The sequence below is a fragment of the Vibrio sp. 10N.261.55.F4 genome (assembly GCF_041470465.1).
Lineage (GTDB): Bacteria > Pseudomonadota > Gammaproteobacteria > Enterobacterales > Vibrionaceae > Vibrio > Vibrio crassostreae_C.
This window is the reverse complement of record NZ_JBFRMM010000032.1, coordinates 87,595-102,486: the sequence shown is the minus strand read 5'-3', so window position 1 is coordinate 102,486 and position 14,892 is coordinate 87,595. Positions and strand designations below refer to the sequence as shown.

Genomic DNA, 14,892 nt, shown 5'->3' with positions numbered 1-14,892 from the left:
CTCCGACCGCACCATTATTTCTCTTTCATTAGAGAACAAATAGTGAATCTATTAGATTTATTATGGCTACTTAGCTCAGTTGGTTAGAGCACATCACTCATAATGATGGGGTCGCAGGTTCAAATCCCGCAGTAGCCACCACTTATACAACGTCTTATTGAAGCACCAATATTCGATATGACTATAAAGATTTGCTGCGGTCGTGGCGGAATTGGTAGACGCACCAGATTTAGGTTCTGGCGCCGAGAGGTGTGAGAGTTCAAGTCTCTCCGACCGCACCATCATTAAATAGAACCCAGCTTTTTAGCTGGGTTTTGTTTTATCTGGAATATGCAAATCTGCTAGCCAAGTCACCAAGTATTCTCTTCTATAACCTCACTTTTAATACGATTTTATAAGACAATGTCAGCTCCATTTTCTAATTGAGTATGACTAGCCTATGAAACCCCTCCCCTTAACGATCGGTTGCTACACAGATACACCAAGTAAAAGCCAAGGTGTTTATCAAACTCAGTTAGATCTAGAAACAGGAAAACTATTACCTCTAGAGCTGATCATCAAATGTACTAACCCCTCTTTTATTACTGTAACAAAGACTGGGATCTATACTGCATCGGAAGTGGACCAGCAAAAACAGCCCCAGCTCATTCATATACCTAATGTTGATTCACAGCTAACACACAATACAAGCCTCATCTCGGGAGATCACCCTTGTCACGTCGCGATAGATCCACACAATAAGTTTGCTATCACGTCGCAATACTCATCAGGCACATTCGATATTTTTAGCTTAAGTATCAACGGCAGCATCGATAAACGACTCAAAACAATCCAGATGGTTGGTTCCGGGCCAAACAAAGAGAGACAAACTAGCCCACACGCCCATCAATGCCTGTTCTTACAAAACTCACCACAGTTTGTGACTGTCGATCTCGGCACCGATCGCATCAACTTCTATTGCTTTGATGAAGAGCAAGAAGAGTTCCTTGATGAACCAATGCAGTCTATTAAGGTGCCCGCCGGCAATGGACCTCGCCATTTAATCTTTAACAAAGCTGAAGACAGAGCCTATGTGGTCTGTGAACTCTCTGAAACGTTGCTGACTTTGGAAAAGGTTTTAGGCATTTGGAATGTAGTGGAAGAGATTGATGCATTGCCTAATATGGAGAAGGGAGAAGCCGCAGCTGCGATTAAGCTATCGCCTGATGAGCAATTCCTTTATGTGTCATGTCGACACCAATCAAGAATCAGTAGCTTCAAAATCGACTCTGAGACTCAAAGGCTGACTTTCATTGATAGCTACGACACTGAAGGCAAATTCCCAAGAGACTTCCATATAACGAACGATGGGAAATGGCTTATCGCCGCCAACCAGCACTCCAACAACATCACCTCATTCAAGCGAGATAATGAAGATGGGTCTTTGGTTTATACAGGGTACTCTTTAGAGATCGATGCACCGGTTTGTGTGACGCAACAGCGATAGTAGTCATCTGATACAAAAAAGGAGAGCATTCGCTCTCCTTCTTTTCATAAGCAGTCTTAAACGCTCAATTAGAGACCCAAAGCGTATTTCAATACTTGAGCTTTAATCGGGCCTGAATTTTCAGCTAGTTTTAGAGCAGCATTACGTACAAATTTCAGTGGGCCAATGTCGTTGCTGAATGTCTTGTAGAAGAAATCCATGCCACTTTGCATCATTAGATTGTCGCCTCTTCTTATCACTTCATAGCGTCTTGCTACAGACTGGTTCAATTCACCCTTTTCTTTGGTGACATCCAGCAGTACTGATACATCTTTGAAGCCTAAGTTAACACCCTGCCCAGCCAAAGGGTTGATGGTATGCGCAGAGTCTCCGACCAAAATACAGTTATTCTTCGAGTATGATTGAGCATGACGTCGTGTCAGAGGAAAAGAACCCGAATTCAGTACCTTGATATCACCTAACTCTTTAGGAAAGTGAGTAAGTACTTCGTTACGTAGTTTTTCAGGGGCCATTGCTGACAGTTGCTTAATACGCAGTGGAGAATCATACCAAACTAACGAGCCCAGCCCGACTTCTTGACCGTCAGAGGTTAGAGAACACAAAGGCAAAAATGAACGAGGGCCACTTGGTAGAAATTGCTGCCAAGTAATATCTTGCTGAGGTTGTTCTGTTTCTACATTGATAAGCATACAGTGTTGTCGATAATCCCAAGCCGTGATGCCAATTCCAGCTTGTTGGCGAACGGCTGAATTCGCACCATCAGCACCAACCACCCACTTCGCAGACAACTCAGCCCCTGATTGAAGCTTTACGATATTGATTTCACCAAACTCAATCACATCGAGCTTTTCTGGGCATAACAGTTCGAGATTGTCGTAGGCATCAAATTGAGACCATAAACCTAATTGAATGAGTCTGTTCTCAACGATATAGCCCAAACGAGGAAGGTCTAGTGAGGCAGCATCAAATCGAGTACGACACTCTGGGTGCTCCCACGTCTCTAAACGTTTATAAGAACACACTCGCATTGCTGCTATGTTCTGCCATGCACCAAGATCGTCAAGTAAATCGACTGACGCCTGAGAAATCGCTGACACTCGAATATCCATCGCTTGCGACTCATCAAATGCTTGTGGGGCAAAACCTTCGATCACCGCAACACTCAGACCTTGCTTTGCAAAACCGATTGCTGTTGCTGCGCCAACCATGCCGCCACCGACTACTACAATATCGTAACTGTTCATATTTCGTACTTATCAGTTTGATTCTTTGACTGTTTTTGATTGTACTTTTTCATAACTAACTTGTAACCAAAAACCTTATTCGAAAAAAGGGTTATCCCTTATGGCATATGGCGTTAACGATAATAAAAACCACTACATAAGAGATTTGTTCAGACTACTAGTCAGTCGGTTTTGAAACCAGTACAATACGCCGCTTGCCGCTAGAGCCTGTCATAAAATTGAATACCGAATTATGACAAACGGGGCTAGCGGATGAATAATGGGCGATTTGCTCCCTTAAATTAAACTAACGATCGAGCGAACATATAATGAGTAAGAAACTGCTAATTAAAACTTGGGGCTGTCAGATGAATGAATATGATTCATCAAAAATGGCCGACCTGCTTAACGCTGCAAATGGCTATGAGCTAACTGAAGTACCTGAGGAAGCAGACGTACTACTATTGAATACTTGTTCTATCCGCGAAAAAGCGCAAGAAAAAGTATTCCACCAGCTTGGTCGTTGGAAAACGCTTAAAGATAAAAAAGAAGGTGTGGTGATCGGTGTGGGTGGCTGTGTAGCGACTCAAGAAGGTGATCACATTCGTCAACGTGCACCTTACGTAGACGTTATCTTTGGCCCACAAACATTACACCGTTTGCCAGAGATGATTAAATCATCACTGTCTAACGAAAAGCCAGTAATGGATATCTCTTTCCCAGAGATCGAAAAGTTCGATAACCTGCCAGAGCCAAAAGCTGAAGGCGCGACGGCGTTCGTTTCTATCATGGAAGGTTGTTCTAAATACTGTACTTACTGCGTTGTACCATACACACGTGGCGAAGAAGTTAGCCGTCCAATGGATGATGTACTTTTCGAAGTTGCTCAACTTGCAGAGCAAGGCGTACGTGAAGTTAACCTGCTAGGTCAAAACGTAAACGCATACCGCGGTCCAACACACGAAGGCGATATCTGTTCATTCGCAGAACTGCTTCGTCTTGTTGCTTCTATCGACGGTATCGACCGTATTCGTTTCACAACAAGCCACCCGCTTGAGTTTGGTGACGACATCATTGAAGTTTACAAAGACACACCAGAGCTAGTGAGCTTCCTTCACCTACCAGTACAAAGTGGTAGTGACCGTATTCTTACGATGATGAAGCGCCCACATACGGCTATCGAGTACAAATCTATTATCCGTAAACTGCGTAAAGCTCGCCCTGACATTCAAATCAGCTCTGACTTTATTGTTGGTTTCCCTGGTGAGTCTAAGCAAGACTTCGAAGATACAATGAAGCTAATTAAAGACGTTGATTTCGATATGAGCTTCAGCTTTGTTTTCTCTCCACGTCCAGGTACGCCAGCGGCAGATTACCCATGTGATGTACCAGCACAAGAGAAGAAAGATCGTCTGTACGAACTGCAGCAAACGGTAAACACACAAGCTATGCGTTTCTCTCGTCTAATGTTAGGCACAGAGCAACGTATCCTTGTTGAAGGCCCATCAAGAAAGAACCTAATGGAACTTCGCGGCCGTACAGAAAACAGCCGTGTTGTGAACTTCGAAGGTTCTGCAGACCTAATCGGTCAATTCGTAGATGTGAAGATCACTGAGGTTTACACCAACTCACTACGTGGTGAGCTAGTTCGCACAGAAAAAGACATGGGTCTACGCGTTGTTATGACTCCAGCAGAAATGATGGAAAAAACAAAACGTGAAGACGAGCTAGGTGTAGCGACATTTACGCCATAGGCAATACAACTGTTTGAGCACAAAGCGCAAACACAAAGCTTGAAATTACCTAACTAAGTGACCATCTTAGAAATAGGGATATCACCATCAGAAGCCCGGTCTAAATCGGGCTTTTTGCTCTTTGTTTTATTTAAGAGTGAGTGGCACAAAATGAGAGGCTAATTTGAGCAATAAAATCGTTACCTTAGAGATAAATCTAGAACCAGCAGACAACAAGCGCTTGGCAAGTTTATGCGGACCATTTGACGACAACATCAAGCATCTTGAGCGTCGTCTGGGCGTTGAGATTAATTACCGTAGCAACTTTTTCACCATTGTTGGTAAGCCTCACACTACAGCCGCAGCTTTAGACATCATCAAACACCTCTATATTGAAACGGCTCCAGTTAAAGGCAACATAATCGATATCGAACCAGAGCAAATACATCTGGCGATCACCGAGTCAGGCATTTTGGAGCAACACGTCGAGTCTGAAATTGACTACGGCAAAGAAGTGACCATTAAGACTAAAAAAGGCGTCATCAAACCTCGAACGCCAAACCAAGCACAGTACCTAATGAACATGGTGACTCATGACATCACCTTTGGTATTGGGCCAGCAGGTACAGGTAAAACCTACTTAGCCGTTGCTGCAGCAGTTGATGCACTTGAACGCCAAGAGGTTCGCCGAATCCTACTGACTCGTCCTGCTGTTGAAGCCGGTGAGAAGCTTGGTTTCCTACCGGGTGATTTAAGCCAAAAAGTAGACCCATATTTACGTCCACTTTACGATGCGCTGTTTGAGATGCTTGGCTTTGAGCGAGTTGAGAAGCTGATTGAACGTAACGTAATTGAAGTTGCGCCACTGGCTTACATGCGTGGTCGTACATTGAATGATGCGTTTATCATTCTTGATGAGAGCCAAAACACCACGGTAGAACAGATGAAGATGTTCTTAACCCGTATCGGTTTTAACTCACGCGCTGTGATCACAGGTGATATTACGCAAATCGATTTACCTCGTGGTGCAAAATCAGGCTTACGCCATGCGACTGAAGTGCTCAATGAAGTCGACGACATTAGCTTTAACTTCTTCATGTCTGAAGACGTCGTTCGTCACCCTGTAGTTGCTCGTATCGTCAACGCATACGAGAAGTGGGAAGCAAAAGACCAGAAAGAGCGCAAAGAGTTTGAAAAGCGTAAACGTGAAGAGCGTGAAGCCAAACTTCTTGAGGCTCAGCAGGTAGTTACGACACAATTAGCAACACAAAATAGCTCTGTAATTGCAGAACAAGGTGATAAATAGATGTCTATTGAACTAGACCTGCAATTAGCGGTCGAACATGAGCAAGGTCTTCCAACTGAGCAAGATATTCAGCTTTGGTTGGACAAAACAATTCCTCAGTTTCAAGAGAACGCTGAGTTGACGGTTCGTATCGTTGATACACAAGAAAGCCACCAGCTCAATCATGAATATCGTGGCAAAGATAAGCCAACTAACGTGTTGTCTTTTCCATTCGAGGCTCCTCCAGGGATCGAGTTAGATCTACTGGGCGACCTCATTATCTGCCGCCAAGTTGTCGAAAAAGAAGCAGAAGAGCAAAGTAAGCCTCTGCTAGCACACTGGGCTCATATGGTTGTACATGGCAGTCTGCATCTGCTAGGTTATGATCATATCGAAGATGATGAAGCTGAAGAGATGGAGTCACTCGAGACAGAAATCATGCAATCTATGGGGTTTGAAGACCCTTACATTCTAGAAAAGTAAATTGATTCTAGTAAAGTAGGTTGCAGAGAAACAATAACTCATCGAACCTGTGATTTTCACAGGAATCTGAGTTGTAACGTGTGCTATCACACTTCTGATAGCGTTATTTTTTGAGAAATCATGAACGAAGGTAACCCCCCCACTTCTGAGGGAAGTAAAAAATCTGAAGGTCCGAGTAGAAAGTCCTTCTTTGAACGCCTAGGCCAACTATTTCAAGGTGAAGTAAAAGATCGCCAAGAGCTCGTAGATGTAATCCGCGACTCAGAAATTAATGACCTAATTGACCACGACACACGCGACATGCTCGAGGGTGTTATGGAAATTTCAGAGATGCGAGTACGCGATATCATGCTGCCTCGCTCTCAAATGGTTACAGTTGAACGCACAGATGATCTAGATACATTGATTGCGCTCATTACTGATGCTCAACACTCTCGCTACCCAGTGATCAGTGAAGATAAAGACCATGTTGAAGGCATTCTATTAGCGAAGGACCTACTTAAGTATTTGGGTTCAGAAAGTGCTCCATTTGATATCGAACAAGTGATTCGCCCTGTCGTGGTTGTTCCTGAAAGTAAGCGAGTTGATCGCCTGCTTAAGGAGTTCCAAGAAGAGCGTTACCACATGTCTATCGTTGTCGATGAGTTTGGTGGAGTTTCTGGCCTGGTAACCATTGAAGATATCCTCGAAGAAATCGTTGGTGAAATTGAAGACGAGTTCGACGATGAAGAAGAGCTAGATATTCGTAAGCTGAGTAAGCATACCTTCTCTGTAAAAGCTTTAACCACTATTGAAGAGTTCAACGATACGTTTAACACTGCCTTTAGTGACGACGAAGTGGATACGGTAGGCGGCATGGTTATGACAGCACTCGGCCACCTGCCGGTTCGTGGCGAAATTGTAGAAATCGAAAACTACCATTTCAAAATAACATCAGCAGATAACCGTCGTGTGATTCAGCTACAGGTAACCATTCCTGACGAACAGCCTCTTCCGACTATCGAAGAATAACAACTTCTCTCTAAAGAGATGACAGAAATTAGATGACTAATACCTTTATTCATCGCCTATTACGGCCGCTTGCGGCCGTTTTTGTTGGCGCTATAACCACCCTTTCATTCGCTCCATACTCTATATGGCCTCTTGCTATTCTCAGCCCAGCTTTGTTGCTGTTACTGATCCACAACCGCTCTCCTAAAAGTGCGCTTTGGATTGGCTACGCATGGGGTTTAGGTCAATTCACCACAGGTATCAGCTGGGTATACGTCAGCATTGATGGTTTTGGCGGCATGCCACTGGCAGCCAACCTATTTTTGATGGCATTGCTTGTTGGCTACCTAGCCGTTTATTCAGGGCTATTTACCTGGGGTTTGAATAAATTCTTCCCTGCCAATAACCTAAGCCGCTTTTTCCTTGCAGCTCCTGCATTCTGGCTAGTCTGTGATTGGCTGCGTGGCTGGGTAATGACGGGCTTCCCTTGGCTTTGGTTAGGCTACAGCCAAATCGATTCGCCATTGGGTTCATTTGCACCGATTGGCGGCGTAGAGCTAGTAACTTTAGCGATCATTGTTTCAGCCTCTGCATTCACTTATGCGATTGTTAACCGGGCTTGGAGCATCGCTATCATTCCCGCTGTCGTATTTAGCGCAGGCTTTGGTATTCGCAACATCGACTGGGTCACGCCGAACCCTGAAAAAACCACGTCAGTCGTCTTGATACAAGGCAACGTCGATCAAGACAGTAAATGGCTACCGAGTCATCGCTGGCCAACCATGATGAAGTACACCGACCTAAGCAGAGAAAACTGGGGAGCGGATATCATCATCTGGCCTGAAGCCGCTATTCCAGCATTCGAAGTTGAGATCCCATCTTTCCTACGTAACTTGGATAGCGCAGCGAAGATGAACAACAGTTCGATCATTACCGGTGTGCTGAATCAGTCTGAAGATAAGAAATACTACAACAGTGTTCTTTCTCTCGGTGTGAATCCATACGGTGAGTACAGCTACGATCCAGACGAACGCTACCATAAACACCACCTGTTACCATTTGGTGAGTTTGTGCCGTTTGAAGATATCTTGCGTCCATTAGCACCTTTCTTTAACTTGCCAATGTCATCATTTAGCCGTGGCGACTTTGTTCAACCAAACATAGTGGCAAATGGTCGTCACTTAGCGCCGGCACTGTGTTATGAGATCATCTTTAATGATCAAGTTAGACAGAACGTAACCGACGAGACTGACTTTATTTTAACGCTCTCTAACGATGCGTGGTTTGGTCGTTCGATTGGCCCTCTGCAACATATGGAAATTGCACAGATGCGTGCTCTGGAGCTTGGTAAGCCGGTTATTCGCTCGACCAACAACGGTGTGACGGCAGTTACTGATTACAAAGGCAATATAATCAAGCAAGTGCCTCAGTTTGAAACGGCAGTGTTAAAAGCTGAACTCATTTCAACGGATGGTCAAACGCCTTATCACACAGTAGGTACTTGGCCACTGTATATCTGGGCGATGCTCAGCTTGGTGATTGGTTGGGTAATTAGAAAGCCAAAAAGCTAGATTCGACGAAAAGTGATTTGAGGGTTGACTGATCGGGTCAACCCTTTTTCATTGCTGTGGTTTTGCGTTGATACGCTATGGTTCAGAAGCTTACGGTTTAAGGGCTTTACGACTAAACCCTTTAGAACCACATTTAATGCATGGAATGATATTGGTTGGGTGGTTATATTCGGTTTGGTGACCACACTCGTCACATACTAAGGTTCCCAAGCCAATGACTTCACCCGCTTGATACAAGCCTTGGTGTTCTAAGTCTTGGAACAGTTCAACCCATTCCACCTTAGTACGATCAGTAATATCCAACAGCCCTTGCCAAATAGAGTCCGCAATCATCAAATAGAATGGACCGCTTTTACTCTCTTCATAGCTTTCGGAAAACTCTTTTAAGTCCGACTTCACGTAGGCAGAGATCAATGAAAGCTCATCTTTAGTCATATCATTAGCTGCTTTCGCAAACTTGCCCGACGTTTCGATTTTGTTGTTGAGCTCTTCAGGGCTATGCTTCAGCGTTTCAATCACCTCTTCGACGACTTCTTCATAGAGCGCTTTTTTCTTCGGCATAACAACCTCCTTAAGATAACCAACCTTTTAGTGAGCAAACGGATGCGCTGCAATGCACTCCCGCTTACAAACAAATGCAATTCATACTCTTAAGTATAGTTGCCCTGCGAAATTCAGTGAAAATTACACAATCTACTAAGCGGCAACTGCAAGTATGAAGGGTATAACTATTGTTGTACTCAGCTCCTTTAGGTATTCTATGACGATCTGTAAGATTCTGTTCTAACCGAACTCACAAATTCCAAGATAACCGGATACCATCGATGCAAGAACAATATAACCCGCAAGAGATTGAACAAAAGGTTCAACAACACTGGGATAACAGCGAGACTTTCGTTGTAAGTGAAGACCCAAACAAAGAAAAATTCTACTGTCTTTCTATGTTCCCTTACCCAAGTGGCCGACTGCACATGGGTCACGTGCGTAACTACACCATCGGTGATGTGGTATCTCGTTTCCAACGTCTACAAGGCAAAAACGTAATGCAGCCAATTGGTTGGGATGCATTCGGCCTACCTGCAGAAAACGCCGCTGTTAAAAACAATACAGCACCTGCACCATGGACTTACGAAAACATTGAGTACATGAAGAACCAGCTTAAGCTTCTAGGCTTTGGTTACGACTGGAACCGTGAATTCGCAACGTGTACTCCAGAGTACTACCGTTGGGAACAAGAGTTCTTCACTAAGCTTTACGAAAAAGGCCTGGTTTACAAGAAGACATCTTCAGTGAACTGGTGTCCAAACGACCAAACAGTACTGGCAAATGAGCAAGTAGAAGACGGTTGTTGCTGGCGTTGTGACACTCCAGTAGAGCAAAAGAAAATTCCACAGTGGTTTATTAAAATCACTGAGTACGCTCAAGAGCTACTAGACGATCTAGACAACCTTGAAGGTTGGCCTGAAATGGTTAAGACCATGCAGCGCAACTGGATCGGCCGCTCTGAAGGTGTTGAGCTATCTTTCGCTGTTAACGGCGAAGAAGCACCATTAGAAGTGTACACAACACGTCCAGATACACTAATGGGTGTTTCTTACGTTGGTATCGCTGCAGGTCACCCTCTTGCAGAGAAAGCATCGAAGAACAACCCAGAGCTTGCTGCATTCGTTGAAGAGTGTCGTAACACTAAAGTTGCTGAAGCTGAACTCGCAACGATGGAAAAGAAAGGTATGGATACTGGCCTAACGGCTATCCACCCTCTTAACGGTCGTGTTGTTCCTGTATACGTAGCAAACTTCGTACTTATGGATTACGGCACAGGTGCGGTAATGGCGGTTCCTGCTCACGATCAACGTGACTACGAGTTCGCAACTAAGTACGGCATCGATATCATCCCAGTAATCAAACCTGAAGATGGTTCTGAACTAGACGTGTCTGAAGCGGCTTACACTGAAAAAGGTGTACTGTTTGATTCTGGTGAATTCGATGGTCTTGCGTTCCAAGAAGCATTCGATGCAATTGCTGCGAAGCTTGAAGCTGAAGGCAAAGGTAAGAAGACAGTAAACTTCCGTCTACGTGACTGGGGTGTATCTCGTCAACGTTACTGGGGCGCTCCAATCCCAATGGTAACCACTAAAGACGGTGAAGTTCACCCAGTACCAGCAGACCAACTGCCAGTCATTCTTCCTGAAGATGTAGTAATGGATGGCGTAACGAGCCCAATCAAGGCTGACAAGTCTTGGGCTGAAACAACATTCAACGGCGAACCCGCTCTACGTGAGACTGACACGTTCGATACGTTTATGGAGTCTTCTTGGTACTACGCACGTTACTGTTCACCGCAAGCAGACGACATTCTAGATCCAGAGAAAGCAAACTACTGGCTACCAGTTGACCAATACGTTGGTGGTATCGAGCACGCTTGTATGCACCTGCTTTACTCTCGTTTCTTCCATAAGCTTCTACGTGATGCTGGCTACGTGACGTCTGATGAACCGTTCAAGCAACTACTATGTCAAGGCATGGTTCTGGCTGACGCGTTCTATCACGAAAACGAAAAAGGCACTAAAGAGTGGATTGCTCCGACTGACGTAACGGTTGAACGTGACGGTAAAGGTCGCATCGAAAAAGCAGTCGATGATCAAGGCCGTGAAGTTGAACACTCAGGCATGATCAAAATGTCTAAGTCGAAAAACAACGGTATCGACCCACAAGAGATGGTAGACAAGTACGGTGCTGATACAGTACGTCTATTCATGATGTTTGCATCACCTGCAGACATGACGCTTGAGTGGCAAGAGTCTGGCGTTGAAGGTGCTAACCGCTTCCTTAAACGTGTTTGGAAATTGGTTCACGCTCACTCTTCTAAAGGTGCCGCTGAATCTGTGGATGCTTCTGCTCTATCTGGCGACCAAAAAGCACTTCGTCGTGATATCCATAAAACTATCGCGAAAGTAACGGACGATATTGGCCGTCGCCAAACGTTCAACACGGCAATCGCTGCAATCATGGAACTGATGAACAAGCTGGCGAAAGCACCTCAAGAATCTGCACAAGACCGTGCAATCCTTGACGAAGCGCTAAAAGCGGTAGTACGCATGCTTTACCCAATGACTCCACACATCTCTTACGAAATGTGGATTGCACTTGGTGAATCAAACGTAGACTCAGCAACATGGCCAACTTTCGATGAGAAAGCGCTAGTTGAAGACGAGAAAACTATCGTTGTTATGATCAACGGTAAGCTACGTGCGAAACTAACCGTTGCTGCTGATGCAACAGAAGAGCAAGTTCGTGAGCTTGGTCTAAACGATGAGAACGCTAAGAAGTTCCTAGATGGCTTAACTATCCGTAAAGTTATCTTCGTACCAGGTAAGCTTCTAAACATCGTTGCTAACTAATTTCGTTAGCACAATGCAATTGCTAAAGAATTAACGAACTTAATTCATCAAAAGCAGTCTGTAGACAGGGTAGCTAATTGCCCTGTCTACTTATTTAAGCGCTTTAGACTTGAGCCTAACCACTCAAACGAACTAAAGCCTTTAAATAAGTATTCTACCTTCATGAGAGCCATCAAATAATGCGCCTGATTTCACTATCTTCATTGAAAGTTACTGTTGTTGTTTTAACCGTCAGCCTATTAAGTGCGTGTGGTTTCCACCTACGTGGTGATTACTCCGTACCAGAAGAACTCAACAAGATCTCCGTAACCAGTTACGACCAATACAGTACGTTTACACGTATGATGAAAGGTCAACTGCGTATGAATGATGTAGAAATTGTGCCACCGGCTGAGAATACACCTAACCTGCATATTATTAGTGAGAGCGTAGGTGAGCGAACTCTGTCTCTATACCAAAACACTCGTGCAGCAGAGAAAGAACTGACATTCCGCGCTTCATACCGCGTAACTGTCCCGGATCTAGGCTCAAAGACGTTCTCAACCAGCGTAACCCGTAGTTACCTAGATAACCCGCTAACTGCACTTGCGAAGTCGGTTGAACGAGACATGATCGAAGATGAGATGCGTAAGTTGGCAACAAGCCAAATCCTTCGTCAGATGGCTCGACTAAAAGCGAACATTGCAGCTGATAGCATGGACCTAGATGCACTAGAGCACGTTCAAGTGAAAGAACTCGAAAAGCAATACAACATCAAGAATGTTGAGCTCGTACCAGCTTCAGAAGAACAACCAACATTTAGCGATTCGGCTGAGTAATAGGTTTATTTGATGCGTATTTTTGCTGACCGCTTATCAGAGCAACTTACCAAACAGTTGAGTAATGTTTACCTAATTTTTGGTAATGAACCTCTACTGTTGCAAGAGAGCCGAGAAGCGATTCAAAAGGCTGCAAAACAACAAGGCTTTGAAGAACGTCATCGCTTTGCGATTGATAGCAGCCTCGACTGGAATCAAGTCTACGACTGCACTCAAGCACTGAGCCTATTCTCTAGCCGTCAGGTCATCGAGCTTGAACTGCCAGAGTCAGGCGTCAATGCCACAATAGCGAAAGAGCTACTCGCAATCTCCGAGCATATCCACAGTGATATCTTGTTAATCTTGGTGGGCACTAAGCTCACCAAAGCTCAAGAAAGCGCTAAGTGGTTTAAGGCTCTTTCGAATCAGGGTCACTGGGTCAGTTGCCTAACGCCAGATGTCAGTCGGTTACCTCAGTTTGTCCAAGCGCGTTGCCGTCAAATCGGTTTAACGCCAGACCCTGAAGCGATTCAAATGCTGGCGCAATGGCATGAGGGTAATCTATTTGCTCTCACCCAAAGCCTAGAAAAACTGGCTCTCCAATACCCAGATGGAAAACTCACGTTAGTACGCTTAGAAGAATCGCTGAGTCGACACAACCATTTTACTCCATTCCATTGGAGTGATGCGTTATTGGCAGGCAAAGGTAACCGAGCACAACGAATCCTGCGTCAGCTAGAAGCTGAAGGTGTCGAACCCGTCATTTTATTACGTAGCATACAACGAGAGCTTGCTCTGCTATTACAAATGCAGCAACAAATGAAACAGATGCCGATTGGTCAGGTCTTCGAAAAACACCGTATCTGGCAATCTAAAAAGCCTCTTTATAACGCCGCGCTAACAAGAGTTTCGATTTCTCAATTACACTCTTTGTTCGCGTTGCTCACTCAAGCTGAATTGATGACAAAAACTCAATATGAGCAGTCGCCTTGGCCACTAATTCATCAGTTAAGCGTAGAGTTTTGTATCCCTTCAGCTTCAATACCATTCCACGCATAAAAGCGTGTTATATTCTAGGGTCGACAGCCCCTAAACAAAGCTAAATTCAGATTAAAGGAACACCCAGTGTTACGTGAAGAACTAAAAGATTTTCTTGCAGACAAAGCCGACGACATGAAAGCAGAATCGATTGTAACTATCGATGTAGAAGGCAAATCAAGCGTTACTGATTACATGATTGTTTGTACTGGCACCTCTAAACGCCATGTTGCCTCTATTGCACAGCATGTTGCTGATGAAGTGCGTAAAGCGGGTATGCAACCTCTAGGTATGGACGGTCAGCAAGAAGGTGAATGGGTTGTTCTAGATATGGGCACAAGCATGCTTCACGTTATGCAAGAAGAGCATCGTGAGCTGTACCAACTAGAAAAACTTTGGGGCTAAGCTTTGAAGATCCAGTTAATCGCAGTTGGCACAAAAATGCCAAAGTGGGTTGAAGAAGGGTTTCAAGAATACAAACGCCGCTTCCCTCACGATATGCCATTAGAGCTCATTGAAATTACTGCAGGAAAGCGCGGTAAAAATGCAGATATTGCACGCATTCTTCAAAAAGAAGGTGAAGCGATGCTGGCTGCAGTTCCAAAAGGCAACCGTATTGTCACGCTCGATATCCCAGGTAGAAAGTGGGATACACCTCAACTTGCTGAGCAATTAGAAAGTTGGAAGCTGGATGGGCGTGACGTATCTATCCTAATTGGCGGGCCTGAAGGATTAGCACCTGCATGTAAAGCGGCCGCAGACCAAAGTTGGTCTCTGTCTGCGCTTACTCTCCCTCACCCATTAGTACGCGTTATCATGGCTGAAAGCTTGTATCGAGCTTGGAGCATCACTGCTAACCACCCTTATCATCGAGAATAAGCGTTA

13 protein-coding genes and 2 tRNA genes are annotated in these 14,892 nt (G+C 44.6%); 13 read left to right on the top strand and 2 right to left on the bottom strand.

Annotated elements, in window-relative coordinates; all coding sequences use genetic code 11:
* Positions 1 to 64 precede the first annotated feature (64 nt).
* From AB4249_RS15595 to AB4249_RS15585, 3 genes are all read left to right on the top strand, one after another.
* Positions 65 to 141 (top strand) — tRNA-Met (locus AB4249_RS15595).
* Positions 142 to 196: 55 nt separating this feature from the next.
* Positions 197 to 281: transfer RNA gene (locus tag AB4249_RS15590), tRNA-Leu, on the top strand.
* Positions 282 to 439: 158 nt separating this feature from the next.
* Entirely contained in the window at positions 440 to 1,486 is a 1,047-nt protein-coding gene (locus tag AB4249_RS15585) for a lactonase family protein (RefSeq protein ID WP_017071286.1), read from the top strand.
* Between the two features lie 68 nt (positions 1,487 to 1,554).
* Here AB4249_RS15585 and AB4249_RS15580 read toward each other — a convergent pair whose 3' ends face one another.
* Positions 1,555 to 2,730 carry a 2-octaprenyl-3-methyl-6-methoxy-1,4-benzoquinol hydroxylase gene (locus tag AB4249_RS15580; protein WP_372103845.1) on the bottom strand — a complete coding sequence of 392 codons (1,176 nt, stop codon included), beginning with the start codon at positions 2,728 to 2,730 and terminating at the stop codon, positions 1,555 to 1,557.
* A gap of 308 nt (positions 2,731 to 3,038) precedes the next feature.
* On the opposite strand from AB4249_RS15580, the gene miaB reads away from it, so the two are divergent.
* The 5 genes from miaB to lnt all read left to right on the top strand — a co-directional run bounded on the left by miaB (position 3,039) and on the right by lnt (position 8,771).
* Positions 3,039 to 4,463, top strand: a complete 1,425-nt coding sequence (gene miaB, locus AB4249_RS15575; RefSeq protein ID WP_017062326.1) for a tRNA (N6-isopentenyl adenosine(37)-C2)-methylthiotransferase MiaB — start codon at positions 3,039 to 3,041, stop codon at positions 4,461 to 4,463.
* Positions 4,464 to 4,626: 163 nt separating this feature from the next.
* Positions 4,627 to 5,748, top strand: a complete 1,122-nt coding sequence (locus tag AB4249_RS15570) for a PhoH family protein (RefSeq protein ID WP_372103843.1) — start codon at positions 4,627 to 4,629, stop codon at positions 5,746 to 5,748.
* On the top strand, positions 5,749 to 6,210 hold the full coding sequence (ybeY, locus tag AB4249_RS15565) for an rRNA maturation RNase YbeY (protein WP_372103840.1): 462 nt from the start codon (positions 5,749 to 5,751) through the stop codon (positions 6,208 to 6,210).
* 120 nt (positions 6,211 to 6,330) lie between these two features.
* A complete protein-coding gene (corC, locus tag AB4249_RS15560) occupies positions 6,331 to 7,221 on the top strand; it encodes a CNNM family magnesium/cobalt transport protein CorC (RefSeq protein ID WP_012603382.1) in 891 nt (296 codons plus the stop codon).
* A 32-nt stretch (positions 7,222 to 7,253) separates the two neighbouring features.
* Positions 7,254 to 8,771 carry an apolipoprotein N-acyltransferase gene (gene lnt, locus AB4249_RS15555; protein ID WP_065584440.1) on the top strand — a complete coding sequence of 506 codons (1,518 nt, stop codon included), beginning with the start codon at positions 7,254 to 7,256 and terminating at the stop codon, positions 8,769 to 8,771.
* 90 nt (positions 8,772 to 8,861) lie between these two features.
* Here the strand turns inward: lnt and AB4249_RS15550 are convergent, their stop codons facing one another.
* On the bottom strand, positions 8,862 to 9,332 hold the full coding sequence (locus AB4249_RS15550) for a zinc ribbon-containing protein (RefSeq protein ID WP_017062329.1): 471 nt from the start codon (positions 9,330 to 9,332) through the stop codon (positions 8,862 to 8,864).
* 263 nt (positions 9,333 to 9,595) lie between these two features.
* On the opposite strand from AB4249_RS15550, the gene leuS reads away from it, so the two are divergent.
* The 5 genes from leuS to rlmH all read left to right on the top strand — a co-directional run bounded on the left by leuS (position 9,596) and on the right by rlmH (position 14,886).
* Positions 9,596 to 12,172 (top strand): leucine--tRNA ligase, encoded by a 2,577-nt coding sequence (gene leuS / locus AB4249_RS15545; RefSeq protein WP_372103837.1) that lies wholly within the window; start codon positions 9,596 to 9,598, stop codon positions 12,170 to 12,172.
* A gap of 179 nt (positions 12,173 to 12,351) precedes the next feature.
* Positions 12,352 to 12,990 (top strand): LPS assembly lipoprotein LptE, encoded by a 639-nt coding sequence (lptE, locus tag AB4249_RS15540; protein WP_372103833.1) that lies wholly within the window; start codon positions 12,352 to 12,354, stop codon positions 12,988 to 12,990.
* A gap of 12 nt (positions 12,991 to 13,002) precedes the next feature.
* Complete coding sequence (gene holA, locus AB4249_RS15535) at positions 13,003 to 14,028, top strand: DNA polymerase III subunit delta (RefSeq protein WP_372103830.1); 1,026 nt, start codon at positions 13,003 to 13,005, stop codon at positions 14,026 to 14,028.
* Between the two features lie 66 nt (positions 14,029 to 14,094).
* Complete coding sequence (gene rsfS / locus AB4249_RS15530) at positions 14,095 to 14,412, top strand: ribosome silencing factor (protein WP_004735247.1); 318 nt, start codon at positions 14,095 to 14,097, stop codon at positions 14,410 to 14,412.
* A gap of 3 nt (positions 14,413 to 14,415) precedes the next feature.
* Positions 14,416 to 14,886: a 23S rRNA (pseudouridine(1915)-N(3))-methyltransferase RlmH gene (gene rlmH / locus AB4249_RS15525; protein WP_017068506.1), complete on the top strand. Its 471-nt coding sequence runs from the start codon at positions 14,416 to 14,418 to the stop codon at positions 14,884 to 14,886.
* Positions 14,887 to 14,892: the final 6 nt, after the last annotated feature.